The 21902-nt window shown below is 33.2% G+C and carries 24 protein-coding genes and 1 pseudogene; 24 read left to right on the forward strand and 1 reads right to left on the reverse strand.

Annotation, left to right across the window (positions count from 1 at the left end; genetic code table 11):
* The 8 genes and pseudogenes from LC419_RS05840 to LC419_RS05875 form a co-directional block, all read left to right on the forward strand.
* Positions 1–267, forward strand: a pseudogene (locus tag LC419_RS05840) (TCP-1/cpn60 chaperonin family protein); the annotation flags it as partial.
* Between the two features lie 283 nt (positions 268–550).
* Positions 551–1228 carry a hypothetical protein gene (locus LC419_RS05845; protein ID WP_223606471.1) on the forward strand — a complete coding sequence of 226 codons (678 nt, stop codon included), beginning with the start codon at positions 551–553 and terminating at the stop codon, positions 1226–1228.
* A 273-nt stretch (positions 1229–1501) separates the two neighbouring features.
* Complete coding sequence (locus LC419_RS05850) at positions 1502–2320, forward strand: DUF5694 domain-containing protein (RefSeq protein WP_223606472.1); 819 nt, start codon at positions 1502–1504, stop codon at positions 2318–2320.
* Positions 2321–2361: 41 nt separating this feature from the next.
* On the forward strand, positions 2362–3069 hold the full coding sequence (locus LC419_RS05855; protein WP_223606473.1) for a DUF6090 family protein: 708 nt from the start codon (positions 2362–2364) through the stop codon (positions 3067–3069).
* A 289-nt stretch (positions 3070–3358) separates the two neighbouring features.
* Positions 3359–4198: a S9 family peptidase gene (locus LC419_RS05860; protein ID WP_223606474.1), complete on the forward strand. Its 840-nt coding sequence runs from the start codon at positions 3359–3361 to the stop codon at positions 4196–4198.
* Positions 4199–4339: 141 nt separating this feature from the next.
* Positions 4340–5254 carry a hypothetical protein gene (locus tag LC419_RS05865; RefSeq protein ID WP_223606475.1) on the forward strand — a complete coding sequence of 305 codons (915 nt, stop codon included), beginning with the start codon at positions 4340–4342 and terminating at the stop codon, positions 5252–5254.
* 218 nt (positions 5255–5472) lie between these two features.
* Positions 5473–6474, forward strand: coding sequence for a YaaC family protein (locus LC419_RS05870; protein ID WP_223606476.1), 1002 nt, complete (start codon positions 5473–5475; stop codon positions 6472–6474).
* A 257-nt stretch (positions 6475–6731) separates the two neighbouring features.
* Positions 6732–7616: a restriction endonuclease gene (locus LC419_RS05875; protein WP_223606477.1), complete on the forward strand. Its 885-nt coding sequence runs from the start codon at positions 6732–6734 to the stop codon at positions 7614–7616.
* Between the two features lie 87 nt (positions 7617–7703).
* Here LC419_RS05875 and LC419_RS05880 read toward each other — a convergent pair whose 3' ends face one another.
* Entirely contained in the window at positions 7704–7922 is a 219-nt protein-coding gene (locus LC419_RS05880; RefSeq protein ID WP_072921517.1) for a helix-turn-helix domain-containing protein, read from the reverse strand.
* Positions 7923–8293: 371 nt separating this feature from the next.
* On the opposite strand from LC419_RS05880, the gene LC419_RS05885 reads away from it, so the two are divergent.
* From LC419_RS05885 to LC419_RS05960, 16 genes are all read left to right on the forward strand, one after another.
* The gene (locus LC419_RS05885) at positions 8294–9100 is read left to right on the forward strand and encodes a DUF6602 domain-containing protein (protein ID WP_223606478.1); all 807 of its coding nucleotides are present in this window, start codon (positions 8294–8296) and stop codon (positions 9098–9100) included.
* A gap of 227 nt (positions 9101–9327) precedes the next feature.
* Positions 9328–10185, forward strand: a complete 858-nt coding sequence (locus LC419_RS05890; protein WP_223606479.1) for a GLPGLI family protein — start codon at positions 9328–9330, stop codon at positions 10183–10185.
* Between the two features lie 84 nt (positions 10186–10269).
* Positions 10270–11115 (forward strand): hypothetical protein, encoded by an 846-nt coding sequence (locus LC419_RS05895; protein ID WP_223606480.1) that lies wholly within the window; start codon positions 10270–10272, stop codon positions 11113–11115.
* A 58-nt stretch (positions 11116–11173) separates the two neighbouring features.
* Positions 11174–11446 carry a hypothetical protein gene (locus tag LC419_RS05900; RefSeq protein WP_223606481.1) on the forward strand — a complete coding sequence of 91 codons (273 nt, stop codon included), beginning with the start codon at positions 11174–11176 and terminating at the stop codon, positions 11444–11446.
* A 127-nt stretch (positions 11447–11573) separates the two neighbouring features.
* Positions 11574–12242: a DUF4919 domain-containing protein gene (locus tag LC419_RS05905; RefSeq protein WP_223606482.1), complete on the forward strand. Its 669-nt coding sequence runs from the start codon at positions 11574–11576 to the stop codon at positions 12240–12242.
* A 215-nt stretch (positions 12243–12457) separates the two neighbouring features.
* Complete coding sequence (locus LC419_RS05910; protein WP_223606483.1) at positions 12458–12781, forward strand: hypothetical protein; 324 nt, start codon at positions 12458–12460, stop codon at positions 12779–12781.
* Between the two features lie 428 nt (positions 12782–13209).
* Positions 13210–14136 (forward strand): kelch repeat-containing protein, encoded by a 927-nt coding sequence (locus tag LC419_RS05915; protein ID WP_223606484.1) that lies wholly within the window; start codon positions 13210–13212, stop codon positions 14134–14136.
* 117 nt (positions 14137–14253) lie between these two features.
* Positions 14254–14793, forward strand: coding sequence for a hypothetical protein (locus LC419_RS05920; RefSeq protein ID WP_223606485.1), 540 nt, complete (start codon positions 14254–14256; stop codon positions 14791–14793).
* Between the two features lie 118 nt (positions 14794–14911).
* Positions 14912–15502 (forward strand): hypothetical protein, encoded by a 591-nt coding sequence (locus LC419_RS05925; RefSeq protein ID WP_223606486.1) that lies wholly within the window; start codon positions 14912–14914, stop codon positions 15500–15502.
* 37 nt (positions 15503–15539) lie between these two features.
* On the forward strand, positions 15540–16193 hold the full coding sequence (locus tag LC419_RS05930; protein ID WP_223606487.1) for a hypothetical protein: 654 nt from the start codon (positions 15540–15542) through the stop codon (positions 16191–16193).
* 64 nt (positions 16194–16257) lie between these two features.
* Positions 16258–16917, forward strand: a complete 660-nt coding sequence (locus LC419_RS05935; protein ID WP_223606488.1) for a DUF2461 domain-containing protein — start codon at positions 16258–16260, stop codon at positions 16915–16917.
* Between the two features lie 78 nt (positions 16918–16995).
* Positions 16996–17373, forward strand: coding sequence for a VOC family protein (locus LC419_RS05940; protein ID WP_223606489.1), 378 nt, complete (start codon positions 16996–16998; stop codon positions 17371–17373).
* 379 nt (positions 17374–17752) lie between these two features.
* Entirely contained in the window at positions 17753–18523 is a 771-nt protein-coding gene (locus LC419_RS05945) for a hypothetical protein (protein ID WP_223606490.1), read from the forward strand.
* A gap of 204 nt (positions 18524–18727) precedes the next feature.
* Positions 18728–19984 carry a serine hydrolase gene (locus LC419_RS05950; RefSeq protein ID WP_223606491.1) on the forward strand — a complete coding sequence of 419 codons (1257 nt, stop codon included), beginning with the start codon at positions 18728–18730 and terminating at the stop codon, positions 19982–19984.
* 188 nt (positions 19985–20172) lie between these two features.
* The gene (locus LC419_RS05955) at positions 20173–20754 is read left to right on the forward strand and encodes a TetR/AcrR family transcriptional regulator (RefSeq protein WP_223606492.1); all 582 of its coding nucleotides are present in this window, start codon (positions 20173–20175) and stop codon (positions 20752–20754) included.
* Between the two features lie 24 nt (positions 20755–20778).
* Positions 20779–21624, forward strand: coding sequence for a sialate O-acetylesterase (locus LC419_RS05960; protein ID WP_223606493.1), 846 nt, complete (start codon positions 20779–20781; stop codon positions 21622–21624).
* The last annotated feature ends 278 nt before the right edge of the window (positions 21625–21902 follow it).

Consider the following 21902-nt stretch of genomic DNA (forward strand, 5'->3'; position numbering starts at 1 on the left):
CAAGGTATTACCAACGGGACTGAAGGTTCCGTCATCGTAGCGAAAGTTGCGGAAGGTACAGGAGACTTCGGATACAATGCTAAAACTGACGAGTATGTAAACATGCTTGAAGCAGGAATCATTGATCCTACGAAAGTAACAAGAGTTGCCCTTGAAAATGCAGCTTCTGTTTCCGGAATGCTTCTTACCACTGAATGTGTGATCACTGAAGTAAAGAGCGCTGAACCTGCTATGCCAATGGGAGGTGGAATGCCGGGAATGATGTAGTCATCACCGATGCTTTAAATATATAAACCGTTCTGCTTTTGCAGGGCGGTTTTTTTGTGCATTAACCATTTGAAAAAGGAAGAAGTCTTCAAATTAAGAAAGGTTTTTTTATTTAACTATTTCACCATTAGTAGAAATACTTATATTGTTTTTGGGTAATAAATACGGTATTATCAGCACTTACATTCCCTTAATTTTACAGATACAATAAAGAAATTCTTTTCTTAAACAGGTCAACCGAAAACTGTAGAGAGTAGGTAAAAAATATTAAAACTAAATTATTATGGCAGGAGACGATAGCAGAATACATGGCTACAATGCCGTTTATCGCACGCAACAGCCCGTTAAGTTTCACTCTTTTGAGCTGGATAGCAAGAACAAACCAAAAAATTTCATCTACCAAAAGGTAACCATTGATGGGCCCGGTGCTTTAGTTGACGATCATCAGGGGCATATTGTACCCCAAAATACACTTAATCTTGTATTAAATCCTCTTATGAAGGATATGGCGAAAAATTGTAATAATACTGCCCAGGTTGAAAATTTCATTAAGAATTCATGGATGCAGTCTGTTTATGATTATGGGAAAAAAATTGGTGCCCCCATGTTTATTTTTGATGACCATGATCCTGAAACTAAAGTAGGAGGTTTTTTCTCCATTGTGACCTGGAACCCGGTAAATATTTGCAGAGCTCCTGAGGATAAAAACAGAGGTGGCGCCCCTGGTGAAACTATCGATACTCAGGTTGAGCAATATCTTGCGAACCATCAGGCTGATCAAGGCGTTAATGCAGCATGGCTTTCAAGTTTGCAGTCTCTTATGAAGGATAGTAAAAATGTGGATAAAATAAAAGATTATATTACGAAATGCTCTGACACCCTATCAGGACAGGTAAATAAAGGTATTGGCTATTATTCATTTCCCTGGAAATATACCGGAAAAGTTTTAAGTCCGAAATAAGACATTACATATTTTACAACTAAACAGGCTATGCTGATGGGAGGTAGAATGTTTGGGATGATGACCGATACTTTAAATATATCAACCGCTCTGCTTTGGCAGGGCTTTTTTTGTTCAGAATAATAAAACAAGTTTAATAAAACATCGAATCACGAAAAGCTAGCGGAGGAGTTCAATAGCTGTTTCACGAAATTACAAATTTTGTAATGAATTCATCTTTACGTTTCGCAAGAAGCTTTATCTTTAACAAAAAATAAACTAATAACCTAAAGGATGACTTTCATTAAAACAATTTCTACATTTTTAATTACGCTTCTATGTGTCACAACAACTTTTGGACAGCAATCTAAACCTAAAACCAAAATTCTATTAATCGGGACCATTCACTTCGAAACCCCTCATTTAGATACGTATGAATTAAAGACTGACGATTTTTTAGCTCCGAAAAGACAGAAGGAACTGGAAGAACTGACCGAAGTTTTAAAACGAACCAATGCTGATAAAGTCATGATAGAAAAACCATTGACTCAACAAGCCAAAATCGACAGTCTGTATAATGCCTATTCTCAAAACAAATATACATTAACCGTTTCTGAACGGGAGCAAATTGGTTTTAGATTAGCCAAAAAACTAAATTTAAAACAAATCAATTGTGTAGATATTTTTTATGGAATGAAACATGACAGTTTGGTCTCTGTCACAGCTAAAGAAAAAAATCAGTTATATATATTAAATGAATTAGGGACTACTGCGAATAATTTTATGGGTGAAATAGATCGTGTAACAAAACAAAATTCAATAACCGGAATACTGAAATACATCAATACAAAAGAACTTTTGCAGAAAAACTTATCACTATACTTAAAATATTATGCAAAAATTGGTGCCGGAGAGAATTACATTGGTGCAGAATCCGTTTCTGACTGGTATTTGAGGAATTTAGCCGTTTATGCCAATATCATTACTCAAATCAAACCCAATGACAAATACGTTGTCCTCCTATTTGGGCAGGGACATATTCCTATATTAAAACACCTGCTACAAAATAATGACGACTTTGAAGTCATTGAACTCAATACCGTACTAAAATAAACTGAAACCAATAGCTAAAGTTAAAACGACAAAACAAAAACATGCAAGACGAAATCATAAAACACTCAAAAAAAATACAATCTGCTATGAGCAATAAAGAGCATTCACTGAAAGAGAAAGTAAAAGAAGTATTGACTGAAATTTTCATTATTGTATTTGCTGTAACCCTTTCAATATGGTTACACAGCTGGAGTGAACACAGACATCAACAACAGGAAGCATCCGTATTTCTTGGTAATTTAAAGAATGATCTGGAGAATGACATAAAAAATATCGACATTGAAAAAAATGCTTACCATGAATCAAACATAAAATATGAAAAAATTTTAGCATTAACCACTCCACAACTTGACAGTATTTATAAGTCTAAAAATAAAGTTGATTTCCCAATTTATTCACATGGACCGAAAATGAATATTGCTAATTATGAAGGTTTTAAATCAAGTGGTAAAATAGGTTACATTGAAAACGAAAAATTAAAACAGAAAATCCTGAATTATTACCAAATATTTGTACCCGCCATTAACGAAGTTGATAAATATTATAATGATTTTCTGTTTAAGTGTTTTGATAAAATGATAGAAAATGCAGATCAACCTGAAGAGAAATTATATTCTGACCCCAAATTTAAAAAGACCATCGAATTTCTTGTTAAACTAGGTAAGAATAACATAAGGGTGTATGACCAAAATACAAAACCATTATCAATTGAACTTATCAAAGAAATTGAAAAAGAGATGAATAAATAAAAAAGAGAAAGTAACAAGAATTACCCTTGGAAATGCACCTTCTGTTTCTGGAATGCTTCTTACTACTAAGTGCGTGATCACTGAAGTGAAGAGCGCTGAACCTGCTATGCCAATGAGAGGTGGAATGTCTGGAATGATGTAACAGCGTGTCGCTGAGACAATTTATATATAAACCGCTTTGCTTTTGCAGAGCGGTTTTTTTATTATATTTGACAACTAACCATGACCCATGAAAATCAACTTTTTTTCTAACTTATATATTTGGTTGTTATTAATAGCTTTACCAGAAATGGTATTTTCACAATCGGCCGACTTTACCATTCAGGATGTAAAGTTTGAAAGTCAGGGTATCACTCTCGCAGGCTCCATTTTACAACCTAAAAACTACTTTGCTGCAGTTGTCATTGTTCACGGATCTGATCCGGTAAAAAGAGAACTGGAATTCGCAAAACGTCTTGCCAAAGAAGGCATTGCTGTATTCACCTACGACAAACGCGGAGTTGGAGAATCTGGTGGTGTATATGTAGGACCCCCTGTGGGCACCAACAATATTGACCCTACTAATCTTACTTTATTGGCCCAGGATGCCAATGCAGCTGTAGAAACGTTTCAGACCTATCTGAAAGATAAAAAAATACCCATTGGATTAGTTGGCTTCAGCCAGGCAGGATGGATCATTCCAATGGCAGCAAGCAAAAATCCACAAATTGAATTTATGGTTTTATTTAGCGGGCCTACCATTACCACTCTGGAACAACTTAGATTTCAGTTTTATACCAATGGAAACAATAGTTTTTGGGAAAATCATACAGAAACAGATGCCATTGAACATACCAGAAATGATCCAGACAGGTACCAATTTGCAGCGACTGACCCAAAAACCTATCTGAACACCCTTTCAATTCCCGGACTTTGGCTTTTTGGTGAAAAAGACATACAGATTCCGGTAAAGTTGTGTATAGAACAATTGGACACCCTTAAAGCACAAGGAAAACCTTTCGAATATATTTCTTTTTCTAAACTGGGGCACAATACTTCTTCCAGCAATGATACAGCTCCTCTTGATACTGCTGTACAATGGATACAACAGAAAGCATTGAATAGTAAAAAATCTAAAGCTTTGAAATAAAGTATCTGTTCCTCGCTGCAGTACGATTGTATCGTGTGGCTTTGGCTTTTAGATTTAAACAATCTATAAAATAGTGAAGATACCAAATTAAACTTAGCTTCTTTTTTTAGAAAATAATTTTTCTTTTTATAATGTAATACTATGACCGAGAAAACCTTTCAAAAAAAACCAGGATATTATAATGAATTCCCTATTTTTAGAGTAATAAATCTAATGAAGAAAAATATTGGATTACAAGATTCATGCTTACAAACTAATGAAATTGCAATATTATATTTGGAGGAACAATCTTTAGAAAGCGGAAATAATGAAATTTTCATAAAAGAATTATGTTCAAAATTCAAAGTTAGTTTGGGAATTAGAGATTTTGAACAGTTTAAATCTACACTCTATAAATCATATATATTGCAAACCTATAACCTTATAGAACCTTTTTTTAAAAATATAAATCAAACATACAGATATTATAATAATTTTGATAGAGATTGGAAAACTCAGGATGATAAAGGTAAAAATTTAGACCCTCTTAATCAACTATTAATAAATTTACCTAAGGATAAAAGCCAAGAGTTAAAAACATATCCTGAATATTTTTTATTTAATTATTATAGACTAGTTAGAAATTCAATTGCTCATTTACAAGATTCATCAAATCAACATGAAAGAACTAACGAATATTTTAATAATTATATAAAAGGTAACATTGATTTTTTTAAAGATAATTATGAAATTATTGCACCTAATTCTCCAGAGAGTATAAATTTCACAGATTATATTCTATATACAAAATCAATAAAGTATTTCAGCAATATTTTAAATGATCTATGTTTTCCTTCAATACATAATCTAGTTATACTTGCTCAAAAAGATAAAAATTTACAGAGCAAACTAAACATGACCAAAACTATAAAAAGTGATGGTATGCTATTAGTAAGGATTAATACACTAAGAGGATTTTTCCATGGTCATTTTAATACAAACTATAAAAAAATTAGAGATGAATTCTGTAAAGCTTATTTAGAGGACGAAAAAGTTGACTCCTCAAAGTTTCTTTAAGCTACAGCTAACATTGTATTGATAAAATGCGGAAAGACAATATTTCTTTACTACTTCCGTTTCTGCTTTTCAATTCCACATTTTTTCTTTAATATAGTTTTATTGAAAAGTCACCTTTGGTGGTCCTTGAAACAAAGTTCTTCAAAAATCTAAATTTGTTAATAATTTTTCCATTAGCGGTAAGCGTTTCAGAACTTAACTCTAAATAATATAAAATCATGAATGATATTTGGCATTTCTTACGTGAGTTTGAAAATAAAGATTTGGTTAAACACTATATCAAAACCAAATTTGGTTATGAAATTAATACTTCAAAAGCAACAGAAATCACATCAGCGTTCAAGCAAGGAAGAAGTTATTTTGATTCTGTCCTCAATAGTGATATTTCTGTAAAGCCTCTATTGCAATATTATGGTATTGTTGCGCTTAGTCGGGGCTTAATATTAATTTTAAATAGAAAATCAAGAGAAAACAATATATTTCCTTCGCACGGATTAAAAATAAGTAATTGGTCAGATATATCACCTACTGGAAAGTTCGAAAATATAGTTGTGAAAACATCCTCAGGAACTTTTAAAGAACTTGTAAAAGCTACTAATAATAAGTCCTATTTTCGTGCTAAAAGCAACTACATAAATTGGCATTTAGAATATGTTATTTTAGATGAAGCATATGAATTTAGCCTCAAAGAACTTTCATATTCTTATCCTGATTTAAAAAAATCTGTGGAAGCTTGGTTAGGGGAATCAATTCCATCCTATCAATTAGAAACTTTAAAATATGCAGAGGGAAAAACAATTATTAATGCGATTGGCAAAGGGAATTTTGAAAGAATATTCCCCGAACAGTTGTACAAAAATAGAACGATTGAAGAATCTGAAAAGATTACGAAAGTCACATTCAAAAGCAATATTTATCCACATATTTCTCAAAAATGGTCTAGTTCATTTCAAGTCATCGGAGATCCATATTTAATTCCACCGTTTAATAGTACTCTCTTTCTAAATGAAATTTCAAAGATGTTTGCTACATCATTTATATTTGGTACGATTTCAAGATATTATCCAACAGCTTGGAATAATATAACTAGCGGAGTTAAAGATGATAGAATTTTACCATTCGCGATAAACTTAATGGATTTTTTGCAGGAAAAATATCCACAAATAGTTATGGATTTTATTAATTCTCCATATAATTTTGAAAATAACGCCAGTCACTAACAACCCTTTACGTAATAGCTGGTTTTTTAATTAATTTGATGTTTTTTCTTTACATGCTCCCAAGGCACGCGAAATTTCACGATTGTAGACAAGTAATATAAAACAAATCCTTTAAAAAAATTATCCAAAGCCAGAAAACTTCGGGAAATGATAAATTAGACTTTATTCCATATAAAACTATGTAAAAGCTATTGCTCTATCTTGGTGGTTTTATTTTTGAATAATCCATAAATTTATATTTCAAGATATTTAAAAGTATGGAAATTTTTGAATATAATAATTTTGATAGTCCACTAAAAGTGGGTGATGATAATCCCCACAAACAAAAATGTGTTTTTTGTCAAAACGAATTAGAAGTATTTTCAATAAATGATTATTGGGATGTAGATTTAAAACAAATTTATAATTTTCATCAATTAGGAAAGAGTTGGTGTTATGAAGAAGGGATGGATGAAGATATGTGGGAACTTGATCTTTCTAGATACTCATGTGAAGTATATTTTCATCATTGTACTAAGTGCGGTTGGTGGAGAATAATAAAGGATGTGACAGTTAGTGCTAAAGTATTGCAGTTATGGCAATTTTTTTATGGTACCGTAGGTTTATTGAAAAAATTAGATTTGCATAATATTGATATTCCAATCAATGAAATTTCAAAATATCTTTTAGCTAAATATGAAGCACGATTTAGTTTACATCCAAAATTATTTGAAGATGTCACAGGACAAGTTTTTAAAAACCTCGGATACGATACAATTGTAACAGGTTATTCAAATGATGGAGGAATTGATGTCATCCTAGAAAAGGAAGGAAACCAAATTGGTGTCCAAGTTAAGAGATACAAGAGTAAAATAAAGGTTGATCAAATAAGAGAGTTAACAGGCGCTCTTTTTCTTTCTGGTATACCAAAAGGTATTTTTATTACTACATCAGATTTTCAAAGCGGAGCAAACAAGCTAATACAGAAATCAGCTAATAGAGGCTTACCCATCGAACTTATAAACTCTGAAAGATTTTATGACATTCTTAAATTGACTACTGATTCTAAAATTGATAAAGAAAACATTCGAAATAAACTTGAACTAGTTTTAAAAAATAAATTACATAGTTATAACTGGGAGAATCCGATGAATAGCCTTTAAAAGGATACTCTCACTGCGAAAAGTATTAGGAATTTTCACAATAAAATAAATTCTATAGAATATACTCCAAAGTCGTAAACTTTCGTGTCAACCCAAATCCACCAGCTCCGGCAAAGAAACCTCCAAAGCATTTGCTATTTCAAGCAAAGTATAAAGGGTAGGATTTACTTTACCGTTTTCCAGTTTTTCAATTGCCTGACGGTCCTTGTTACACGCACGGGCAAGATCAGACTGGCTCCAGCCTTTCTGCTGACGAAGCATAACAATTTGCTTACCTAATTCTATCTTTAATTTCGCTCTGGTCATAAATCAAATGTCAGCTAATTTGTTGACAAAATCGTCATATAGAAGATTGACAATTTAAAATTTCACAATACATTTGTTATGTAATTATATGACAAATGATCAATCCCAAAAAACTTAAAATCCATACGAGATATCAGGCAAGAACCTATGGAATGACAACTGTGCCCTAGATCCTTCTCAAGGGAAAATGGTTTGATAAACTCGGTTTCGAAGAAGGATAAATGGTGAACATAGAACAAAAAAAAACAAACTGACAATAACTCTGGATAAAAGGAAGAAATAATATATAAATCGCTTCTCTTTTATGAAACGATTTTTTTTTGTATCTAATATCGCCGCAATGTTTAAATTTGATTATAAAACTATTAACAATGAACGGCTATATACTAGACAAACTACGGGCAGACAGCTCACACTTACTTCAACTGTCATCCAACGAGGAGAAAGTTCAACATACTGGCCTAAGAGGACGACTAAGGGAACTTTTAATTGATAATATCCTAACACCATGGCTCCCTCCCTACGTTTTATGTGGCACCGGAACAATTATTGAAGCTGAAAACCTTGCCAGAGAGTCAACCCAAGATGATATTATTTTATTTGATAAGACTTTAGCCCCTCCCATCTTAGGTGCGGGTAATTCAAAAGAAGGGGTTTTTCTTTTTAACTCTGTTCTTGCAAGAATTGAAGTAAAATCAACTGTAACCAGAGAAGCTATGAAAGACTTTGCTAAAACCTCTCTGGAAATATCAAAATTGAAATTTGCAATCAGGAATAATTTTAATGGGAAAATTTTCGGAACTTTTAATTTTTTCTTTGCATTTAAAAGTGATAATGGCCTAGCAAATAAAAATCAAAATTTTGAATTAAAACGGCTTGTAGAAGTAATGAACGAACTTGGCATTGACCCGCTTTCCGGAATTGTTTCAATGATCTGTATTGTTGGCAAAGGATTTTGGAAAATCGGAGTCAAAGAAGATGGTCAGGCAAGAACATGGCAGAAATTAGACTCGGATGACGCCTCTGACCAGATAACATGGTTTGTAGGGTGCATTTCAAATTCATGTTTTCAAGAGCATATGAATAGACAGGGGAGAAATCCAGACAACAGTTTAGAATCAGGAATAGGCATGTATCTTGATCATCCATTTACAGACGTAGATATTAAAACCTTATAGGATTGATTAATTGAAAAATAAAATTAACCACAAACTTCCCTTGGTTGGAATAATCACCTTGCTCATTTCCAATTAAAAAAACAAAGAACTTGTTTATCTCAAATACAATATAAATCGCTCCGCCTTTGTAAAGCGATTTTTTTGTATCTAATATCGTCGCAATGTGTAAATTTGAGTGTTAGCTAATAATTTCAACAAAAACTACGTTTAAACCCATCAATCAAAAAATGAGAAAACTCACCATCCTTTTAATTTTCATGTTCACCACTTCTTTAGTCTTTGCTCAAAATCAAAGATTTACCTATGAATATTCTTTTAAAATGGATTCTTTACACAAAGAAAACGTTGAAAAAGAAATCATGAATCTTGATATTACCAAAGAGGGCTCCAACTTCTACAGTGCTTTATTAATCAGCAGAGATTCCCTTTTTAAAGCACAGTTTGAGCGAGGAAAAGCGGCACAGTCTTATGTCTTTGACATGAGAAAAGTTAAACAGGCAAAAGTTAATTTCCGGGTTTCCAAGGATTATCCCAATTTAGAAACGGTTTATCATACGTCCATCAGTGCCAGCAATATCGCTTTAAAAGAACATAATAAAATAAACTGGACCATTATTCCGGAAACAAAAACTATTGAGGGGTTTAAGGTTCAAAAAGCAACCACCACTTTTGGCGGAAGGAACTGGATTGCCTGGTTCACGAATGACATTCAAATACCGGACGGACCTTATAAATTTTGTGGTCTTCCCGGTTTAATTTTAAGTATCGCAGATGATAAAGGGGATCATGTTTTCAATCTAGTTGGAAGTAAAAAACTCAACTATGAACCCTTAATGATCAGTTCAAGCATGAAAGAAATTTCTGTGACGAATGAAAAATTCAATCAAATCTGGAATGAATATAAAAAAGATCCCGCAAAGAATATAAAGATTATGCACGGTTCTTCAGAAATGTCAGAAACCTTATTTTCTGATGCCAATGGAAATCCGCTCACAAAACAAGATCTCATAAAAGGAAAAGAACAGCGGGCACAGGAAAGTTTTAAGAAAAATAATAATTTTATTGAAAGAGGATTGTATAAATAACTGAACTCCCCTACGCTGATACGGGAATTTATATTACCAATGAATGTTTAAATTTGTAAGCTAAAAGAAATATTAAAACCACCCATGAAAAAACAATTATTCATATTTATATTCTCGATTTTTGTAACGGGTTCAAACCTTTACGCTCAACTTGATAAAAATGGAAATCCAATATTTAACAGTGAAAAAATAGAAAATTTCACTCTTGAGAATGTTGAAATAATTTCAAGTTATTACACCATTAAAAATAATATTGATAATAAGCAATCATCAGTTTTCATCAATGAAAATCCAACTTCAGACAACTATTGGAGTTTTTCGAGCAAATTACCCTCTTACTATTTTATGATTGTTGATAAAGGAAATGTCAAAGGAATGTTGATGTTAATTCCTAAAAGTGAAGATGATTCTTTTTTCTATAATGTAGTGATTCCAAGTAAAAATGAGAGTTTTCAAATTCCTTCAAAACTAAAAGGGAAAATAACAGAAAACAGGGCAAAAGAATTAGTAAACATTAAAAAAAACAATGCAATAATCAAAAATGATGTTCTAAAATTCAACAACAAAGATTTTCAGATTTTAAAGTACAATGATGTCGTTGAAGAGGTGAAAAATATCGTAAAAGAAAAATTCATTGACAATCATGATGATGAAAATTCTAATCTTGAAAAATATATTAAAACAGAGTCTAAAGGAGGAAAATTAGACTTCAAAAATACGGTTGAAAAGTATGAGACTGCCTTTATAAATTTTGACGGAATTATGTATAACAAAAAAGACTTTGCCATATTGATGTGGGGAGCAGCGGTAAAAAAAACAGGTATAACAGAACTCAATAAAGCACAATTACTCTGGGAGGAGATTAATGAAAGGAACCTAACAGAACCTGAATTAAAAGCTTTGCGAAAAGGTTTTGAGACGAAATTTTAGAGAGTACTTCATGCTGATATCCTATTCGGTTGAGCAATAAAATTTAATGGTAAATAAAATGATGGAGTTAGAAGAATTAGACAAAACCAAAATACTTGAATTTCTAAAATTACAAATGTCAAAAAAGAAATTTGTGGTAACTCCTGTTTCAATTTTAAAAAAATATGGTTTCCCTGTTTCTGAGCATCACTTCCTACTTGAAAATAAAGCACTGATTTTAAAACTAAAACATATTTTGGAAGAACTTAATGAAGACGGTATTCTCATCCAAAGGGAATCAAAACAGGATTTTAAAGGATTAAAAGAAATTGGATATGACTTTATTACTTAAGTTAAGAAAGAACTACAGTATCATTTTGTACTGCCTTCCTGCACAAATTCCCCTAACTTTGGGTATCTAATTTTTTCGTTTCAAATCGATCTTATAAAAGCATTCATACAAACTTAAAATATAAATTATGAGAGTCACTCTTTTTTCCGGCATGCACCGTAAAATATATGTAACAACAATTTTCTCACTTTTTTCATTTTGCATTTTTGGCCAAAATATTAATCTTGACTCCATCAAAATAGATGTTCAGAATGAAAATTCAACATTCTATTACGAAAAGCTAATCTATAAATTTAAATTTGACCCCACCTCCCTAACAGATGAAGAAGTAAAAAATTTATATTATGGAAAAAATTTTTCAAAATATAAGCCTCATTTTTTTGATACAGATTATTTAGATTTTACTAAAAACTTCGCACAGGGAAATTTGAAAAAGGCCATCATTTATGGAGAAAAATATCTAGAGAAAGATCCGACAAATTCTGAGGTTCTTACGTATATGGAAATCGCCTATAGAAAAAAAGACAAAGAAGCCAAAAATTATTATTTATATTCCTTACAGTCAAAGACATTATTAAACTGTATCATGAAAAATGGAGATGGGAAAACAAAAGAAACGGCTTTTAAAGTAAATTCGGTGGGTGAAGAATATTTAATTGCCAACATCCTTGGTAAAAATATCAAAACGTTCAAAAGAACTTCGATGATGGAAAAGGATGGAACTATTGATGAGTTTTCAAAAGGAAATGAATCAATTTACTTTATGGTCTTTGAAGATATTGAGAATTTTAAATAAAATAGGACTAACACTGTATTGGCAAAATGCAACCCCAATGTAAACACATCATCACCCTACCCTCGCTACCGTACGATTGGATCGTGTGACTTGGACTTTTAGATTATATTATTAGATTTAATTTATAAATACTTAAACCACACGAAAAGATTCGTACGGGATCGGGGGGAAGATCCTACCTATAAAGCCTACCACTCTATTATATTCAAAGCAAAATGAAATCAATACTTTTTATAGTTTTTTCATTCTTTTCGCTGGGTCTTTTTGCTCAACAATATGAATTGACAAAAGACAGTGACACTCTACATTACTATAAGTATGATAAACCAATCATCGAAAAATTAAGACTTATCAAACCTAAAGAAAAGAAAGACTTTTTCAGGTTTAGTTCAGATAAATATTATTTAGAACTTTCCAGTGAATCCAATAAATACCTAATGTATGTTGATGAAACTTGGGAGGGTAAAAAAACAGGGAAAACATTTATTAAAGAATTTGGTTTAACCGAAAAACAGATTAATGAAATAAAAACCTTATAGCATCATTAAAAATTCATGAAATTCCAACTGATAAACAGATTAAAAACTGGACTTTTGGTTTTGATGGAATTGTCTATAAGTTTGAATTAAAAGAAGGGAATAATTTTTCTTATAAACATTACTGGACACCCACTTCTCAACAGAAATTTGCAGAATCAAATATTATTAATTATTTTGTAATTAAAGTAGACGAAATAATAGATTATCAGCAAAATAGAAAAAAAATCGCAAAAGAAATCTCCTATTTTAGCTGGACAAAAGATGGTGCTTCCTGGAATGCCTTAAAATTAATAAATAAGAATAATTATTCTGAATATAAAAGATATAAAAAGTTAATGAAGAAAAATAAATCTTAATGCTACATTCCACTACTCAAAATATCTCGAATTTTTAACAGAAATAAAACCAAACACAAAATCTTAGCACCATTGAAAACAAAATTAGTACTCCTTTCATTTTTGAGCTCATTCTTAGCTCATGCACAAACACTTCATTTTCAAAACCTTGCCAATATGTCTGCCGGCAGAGGTGCCACAGCCAGTGTCATCGTAAATGATAATATCTATGTGAGCAATGGGTATCATGAAAAGGCAAGTGATGCAAAGTATGTTGAAAAATATAATATTACCCATAACAGCTGGAGTGTTTTCAATTCTACGCTACTTCCCAAAAGATTTGCTAATTCGGAGACTTACCATAATAAAATTTATATTTTTAACGGTTGGGGAAACAGCCATCTTGAAATTGTAGACCTTGCCACCAATACAATAACGAAGGGGGCTGTTAATCGTTCCTATACAGGAAATTCAGGTTCAGCAATCCATAATGGCAGAATATATGTATTTGGCGGCAGCGGATTAAATGGAGCCGCAACTACCGTATTTTCTAATAAATTCCAGTACTATGATATTGCTTCAAATACCTGGAATCCATTACCCAATATGCCTACAGCCAGAGAAACAAAGGGTAAAATTGTTAATGATAAACTTTATGTAATTGGTGGTTTTAACGGTACCCCATCCCGTCTGATCAATGTTTATGACCTCAACACTAATCTTTGGATCGATAAGTATACGATGCCTGCTGCTATATCCGGCCATTCATTAGCCGTATCCGATAATAAGATTTTTATTGTAGGTGGTTTTAACAATCAATCTTTCCTGGCCTATTTTGATACAACAACCAATAAGTTACATCAGTTATCATCCAATATGATTCCCAGAAGACACGCTACAGCGGAAGTATATAACAATAAACTATACATCATCGGTGGAAGTACAACGTCTCTCACCAGCTCAGCGATTAAAAGCATACAAGTAGCAGATATTAGCGAAAGTGTACTTTCTGCAAAGTAGCAGTCAATAAAGATGGCTTTGTAATTAGTAATAAAAGCCTCCGTACTTTGAGCTATAAATAAATCTTTATAAAATATACTCTCCATATTTCGTTATACGTAATAAAAAACAACCACTATGTTTAAGACTCCGGACATTCCCACTGACAATCTATACAAATTCATATCTATCTTTGGATTAGCCATTTTTGTACTCTCTATTTATATTCTTGTAAATAATCAACAATCCTTTGAGAACAGCATTGTAAACAGTACTATAAATCATTCAAAAATTCTTTTGGAAAAATCTCAGAATGATTCGAAAAGAATAATTCTGGACGAGAAAATTGAAATGCTCCGAATAAAAATAAAAGTCAATTACGGGATAGAAAATACCTTAAAAATAACTGAACCCGAGTATTCAAAAATAAATAACAAAGAAGGTTTTGAAAGAGATTATGAAAAACTGAAAGCATTTGAACTGGATAATTTATTGTTGGGTGATAAAGCCTTTCATATTGAGAAAAATCTAAAGAAAAATCACGAAAATATTAATGTATATACAACGATTCCTATGCTCATCTTATCAGTCTTAGGAATTGCATTAATGGTTGCTGGATTTTCACTATGGTATACCAAAACACAAAAATACTACGATAAGCAACTTAAACAGCAATGACAATACTAAAAAGCATTCGCGCTTGTAAGCAGTCAAAAAAATGTTAAATAAGATTAAGCCGTTCCATTTTCCAGAGCGGTTTTCCTTATTTTTACAACCACAAAAAAGTGAACAAGACATGAAGAAAATAGAAATAAAAATAGACGAGGCCTTTAGAAACACTTTCCTGCTGCCTAGAGAAAAAATAGTCACTCAATTCCTGGTGGATGTCTTAAATTCAAAATATCAATTCAGGGAAGATGGTAAAAAAATTGAGGTCATCAGTTTGTACTATTATGCTTCAAGCCCGTTAAGCTTTTTATTTGTCTTGCCACATTATGAATATTACACTCCCGATAAAACCATTCAGATGCCGGAACTTCATTTGAGCGATCACTCATTCGAAGACTATTCTTATATGGAGGTTGAGGAATTATGCAAAAAGGTGCTCGACGAAAACAATATTGATTATTCTGCCTATCTTGATACAAATAACGAATTGGATTATGCCCATTACTGGGAAAACCAGTTTGGCTTGGAAACTGACTTCCTAATGAATTGCTGGAGAAATGCCAAAGAACAAACGCAGTCTAAAACGATCGGATTTTTAGAGTCTTCAGATGGTGCAGGTGGATTATTTGATATGGATAACGGCTTTGATATTCCTTTCGATGTGGATATGGATGAATATCTTCGGTCGCATGGGTTTGTTATTGAGAAGGAGAGTTAAAAACTATGGGAATGATCATCCATTTTAAAATGACATTATGAATCAACCGGACTATTCAAAGATCATCAATAAAACAGCCAAAAAAACATTTACTCCTTACGGCATAAAACAAAAAGGAAAATCAAGAATATGGCTTGACGATAAGGGTTGGTACACCACCGTGATCGAGTTCCAACCGTTTACAGGAAGACAGGGAACGACGCTTAATGTCGGTATCAACTTCAATTGGCATGAGCAGGTCTATTTTTCATTTGACATTGGTTCCAGACAGGATGTGGATTTTGTAGAATACGATGGAAATGAAAATGACTTTGCAAACGAAATTGAAAAAATTTGCGACCTGGCCCTTCACAAGGCTCTGGGATACAGAGAAAATCTTCAAAATATTCAGAAGGCCAAACCATTCATTTTGAACCAAACTTACACCAGCGAGGATATTTGGGGAAATTATCATAAGGGAACGATATGCGGACTGACGAATGATTTAGTGGAACAAAATGAGTATTATCAAAAACTTTTACAAGCCGAGCATCCGGGAGAATGGCTAAATGAATTAAAAGACCACGTCAATCTTCTAATGACTGATTCCGGTCATCAGGATAAATTTTCTGGAAAAATTATTGAAATAATCAATAAAACAAGAGCATTGAAAAAACTTCCTGAAATGGAAATCAATTTTACTGACTCATAAAAATGATAAAAATATCTTTTCTTGCATTTTTGAACATAATCGGACTATCAATATATATAACATCATGAAAAAAACATTTGAATTCCTTAAACAACTGGAAAAAAACAATAACCGTGAATGGTTTACGCAGCATAAAGCGGAATATGATTCAGTGATCAAAGACAACAAAGTTTTTTTCACGCACATTTACAACGAGCTTCAGGAGCATGATAACTTGAAAGGTATTCATATTTTCAGGATTTACAGGGATGTCCGTTTTTCCAAGGATCCGACACCGTACAAAAACAATTTCGGGGTTGGCTATTCCCGTTCAAAACCAATGCTGAGAGGTGGATATTACATTCAACTGGAGCCTGGGAACAGTTTCGTGGGTGGTGGATTTTGGGGTCCGGATGCGAATGATTTACTCCGTATCCGTAAAGAATTTGAAATCAGTACCACAGAAATTGAAAAGATTACGTCTGACGAGACATTCATCAAGTACTTTGGAGAAATTGAAGGTGATGCCGTAAAAACAGCTCCGAGAGGTTTTGATAAAAATCATCCTGCCATTGATCTCATCAGGAAAAAACAATATGTAGTGATGAGGAAATTTACGGACAAGGAAGTTCTCTCGGATAGTTTTCAAAAGGAAGTCCTGCTCACCTTATTAGCCATGCGTCCTTTTTTCGATTATATGAGTGAAGTCCTGACGACAGATTTAAACGGAGAACCTTTATTTTAAAAAGAAACCACATACAATCTAAGCCGTTCTATTTTCCGGAGCGGTTTTTCGTTATATTTACTTTCCTAAAATGAATCCATGAATATAAGATTTGACAGCGTTATCCTGTATGTTCAAAACGTTGAATTGCTTAAAAAATTCTATGTTGAAAACTTCAGTTTAAAAGTAATTGAAGAGGATTCCAGCTGGGTTCTTTTGAATGCAGGAACAGTCAATGTCGGACTTCATAAAATCGGGGATCAGTACCTAAGGGAAATAGAATCCGGTTATCAGTTTGATAATAATACGAAACTCGTTTTTGAAATTGATGTGGATATAGAATGGGCGAGAAATGAATTGATTTCAAAAAACACTGAAATGAGAGAGATCAAAACCTTTGATCATTATAATTTCCGGTTGTGCGATGGTACCGATCCGGAAGGCAATGTATTTCAGCTGAAAGTAAAAAAAATCTAACGACAATACATGAAGAATATTTTTAGAGAACCGGCTGAACCATTTACCTTTTTCAGCTATTCTGATTTTCTCATTTTAATCATTATTAATCTGATACTGTATATTCTGATCAAAAAGAAATGGCTCACATTAATCAGAATAAACAAGATAACTATTGGACTGCTTTTTCTCATCATTGTTCCCGTATTATCTACCCAAATTGAATTAAATAATGTTCACAATAAATTTGAAATGGTCGATGGGTTTAATGTTTTGTATGTAATTTTTAAAATTCCGATTTGGTGGATCATTGGCATATTAAACATTTATTTAATTAACATGAAAGTAAAGAACTACGTTTAAGCTGGGAAACTCTCCTTTTAAAAAACAATCCTCAAAAATGAAACTCAAAATATGTATCCTCCTCTTCACCTTTTCCATGATTCAGATTTTTGCTACAGGTCAGGAGCCGGACAAAATCATCATCAACAATAAAGAATATGACCTTCTGAATAATCCTTTGGAAAAATATTTTGAAGAGCATCCTGACGATCATCCCATCTACGGGAACAAGCTCTCAGAATTCAAACAATATAAAAACGGAGAACAGATGATTTATTTTTCTACATCCAACTCCCGGGATTATATTGCAACATTTAAAATTGAAAATGCTGTTTTAAGCTTAGTAGATCTTACCATCCGGGATCTCAATTCAGAAAAAGAAAACTTCGTTTCAGTGTATAAAAAACTGTTTGGAGATCAAAAAGTGATTCTTAATTATTCGGGAATCCTTGTCATTCCAACCGGGAAACTTATTAAAGCTGCCAATTTTGGATATTCGTCTTTACACGAGCAGTATACATTAATGACTATCAACAATGATATGGTAGTCAAAGAGAAAGAGCTCAATAAAGATGATTTTATCGAATTCAAATTCCGTCAATTTGATCAATATAAAAATACTGAAGAATATAAAATCAGATTAAAAAATTACATTCAAGATTGGGAAGAAAGTAAAAAATCAGAGCTGTCTAAAGAGAATACCAGAAGAATGTCAAAAAAAGAAATCGCTGCATTAAAAAAGGAATACGAGCAGCCTCCTACTGAAGATTATATCAACGGGTACTTTTTCGCGGTGGACAATCCGGATTTTGTCATTGTAGATTATTAAATACCAAAAGGCTTTTATTTATTTCAAAATAGAACCGTTCTGAATTTCAGAGCGGTTTCTTTTTACAGAATCAGATGCATATTTTACTTACTTTTATGTTCAATAACCCATTGATCACAAAATCATTATGCCTCATTTTATTATAGGAAATAGCTGAACATGTAATATCTGTGTCTTTGAAGTTGTTTTTTAATAAAGCCTGTCATGAAAAATGTATACTGCCCGTTTCTTTTTATTCTTATGTTTACTTTCTGTACTGCACAGAAAAAGCCGTCGCAGGAACTGCTCAAAACACAGAAAGAATTAACGGACAAACTCGCAGAAATCAGTAAAACGACAAGCTTCAACGGATTTGGAGTGGCACTCGTGAATGACCGGGAAGTTTTATATCAGAACGGTTTCGGAATCGCCCATATAAATCCGGTTCAAAAGTATGATGAACATACCGTTCAAAATATAGCATCCGTCTCAAAAACGCTTATTGGCATTGCTATTCTTAAAGCGCAGGAACTGGGAAAACTGAAACTGGATGATCCAGTCAATACATATCTTCCATTCAAAGTGATCAATCCTAAATATCCCGATATTCCTATCACGATCAGGCAGCTGACTACGCATACTTCTTCTATTAATGATAATAATGAGTATATGACCCAAACGGTTGTATTAAAAGACACTGCTAATCTGGCGAAGAATCTGAAGATTGATATTTCCCCTACAAAATTCAATCCTCCTTCCGCTAAAATTTCCATTGAAGAATTTTTGAATCATGTTCTCAGCGAAAAAGGAAAATGGTACTCGAAAGATGTATTTTTGGATAAAAAGCCGGGTGAACTGTTTAATTATTCTAATATCGGAGCTACTTTGGCTGCGTTGGTTCTGGAAAAAGCGACAGGAATTCCTTACGATACTTTCACAACCCAATATATTTTCAAGCCGTTAAAAATGAATGACTCAGGCTGGAATTTTAATACCATCCATTTTTCAAAATATACCCAAACGTTTATCAATAAACAAACGCCTTATCCCTATTATTCACTCAATACCTATCCCGATGGAGGAATGCTGACCACTTCCGATGATATGGGTAAATACCTTCTTGAGTTGATGAAAGGGTATTTTGGAAACGGAAATATACTCTCAAAAGAAAGTTATAAAGAATATTTCACCCCCCAATTGAAAGCCGAAAACTTCCAGGACCGAAGCAACAGCGAATACAGTGATGAATACAATATGGGCATCACCATGGGTTTCGGATCTACCGGAAATTTCGGACATACGGGTGGAGATCCGGGAATGAATTCCGTCATCTGGTTTTTTAAAGAGAAAAAAATGGGCAGATACCTCATCGTGAATACCGACTGGGATAATAAAGTTTCAGGAAAAGATCAAAAAGCCATTTACGATCTGCTTGATGAATATTTTATAAAACTAGATGCGATCAGCAGGTCCGGGAAGTAATATTTCACAACGAATCACCTCCTTTAAAACCCTTCTTATTCCTATCCCAAAATAATCTGAATCCTGTTTTCTTGGTATTGATCCAAAAATAATATACATTTGCACTTATAATTAAATGAATATTCATTTAATTATAATCAATTGATAATAAATTAAGTATGCGTAACCGGGATCTTAAAAAAGAAAATATGATAAAAGAGAAAGCTATTGAGATCATTGTAAAAGATGGACTGTATGGCTTTACGATCAATAAACTGGCGAAAGCCTGCAATATCTCTGTAGGGACGCCTTATGTGTATTATAAAGATAAAGATGATCTCATCCTGAAGCTGGTTATTGAAGAAGGAAACAAAATGGAAACTGAAATTAATGAGGGATTTGATCCGGATTCTGCTTTCGAAGAAGGAATGCGTGTCCAATGGACTAACAGATATCATTATGCCATCAAAAATCCCCTGGTGCTTCCCTTTTTTGAACAGATTAACAATTCTCATTACAGCCATCAGTTTATTGAAATGTTTAATGAAAAGCCGGGAACATTTATGAGCGAATTCAAAAACAATCTTATACATTTTATCTCCAATGCTGTACAACGCGGAGAAATCGATGAATCGCCATTTGAAATTTTCTGGTCCATTGCTTTCGCTCCGTTGCACACTTTATTACGTTTTCACCAGCAGGGAAGAAACATCAACGGATTACCTTTTGTGTTAACAAACGAAATGGTATGGACAACCTTCGACAAGGTTTGCAAAGCACTTAAAAAATAAAGAACAGAAAAATCAATAAGAACAATGACACATTCATTTTTAATGATTGGCCAATCCAATATGGCAGGCCGCGGATTTCTGCATGAAGTCTCTCCTATTTATGATGAAAAGATTAAAATGCTGAGAAACGGAAGATGGCAGATGATGGCAGAGCCGATTAATTATGACCGTCCTACTTCGGGAATCAGCCTAGCTGCCAGTTTTGCTTCTTCATGGCGTTTATTGCATAATCAGAAAGATGATATCGGATTAATTCCGTGTGCGGATGGCGGTACAAGTCTGGATGACTGGTCTGTGGAAGGCCCGCTATTTCAAAATGCAGTCCTTCAGGCTAAAGCTGCACAAAAAATAAGCACTTTGAGTGGCATTCTATGGCATCAGGGAGAGAGTGACAGCAACGGGCAGAAACACCGACTTTATATTGAAAAATTTGCTCTGATTATAAAAACTTTGAGAGCAGAATTGAACGCTCCGGATCTTCCGCTTATTATTGGGGGATTGGGGGATTTTTTACAGGACGGGATGTATTGTCAGTATTTCAATGAGCATGTTGAAGTGAATGCAGCACTGATGCAGTTTGCAAAAGATCATCATCACTGTTATTTTGTGTCTGCTGAAGGTTTGACGGCTAATCCTGACAATATTCATTTCGATGCTGTTTCCCAGAGAAAATTTGGAGTCAGATATTGTAAAGCATTCCAAGAAAAAAACCATATTTTGGAGGCATTACCAGATGAGGATCAGATCATAGAAACAATCCATCAGAAGCCATTGACGAAAAATGAAAAACACGAATGGCTTCAGTATCAATGGGCCATGGGAACTATAACGGCCGGTGAATTTCAGGCTCAGGTCGCAAAACTTGGTTGATGCGGGATGCGTGATACGAGGTACGTGTTTAAGAGTCGGAGTGTTTTAGGGTTTGAGAGTTTCGGGATTCGTGTTCCGGGTTTTCTGATGCCTAAAATTCTACCTCCCTTTCACTTGCGAAGCAAATTCACCATTCACCATTCACAATCTTAAAAAGCTCAATAGTCTGACGTCCCACCTCTAATATCTGAAATCTTCACTCTTATTCTGAAAAAACAAAATTCAATGAGTATTTTATTTATTTTTATGTCACCTAAATCATTCAACTAAATATTAAT

It is taken from the genome of Chryseobacterium sp. OSA05B (assembly GCF_019970065.1).
Lineage (GTDB): Bacteria > Bacteroidota > Bacteroidia > Flavobacteriales > Weeksellaceae > Chryseobacterium.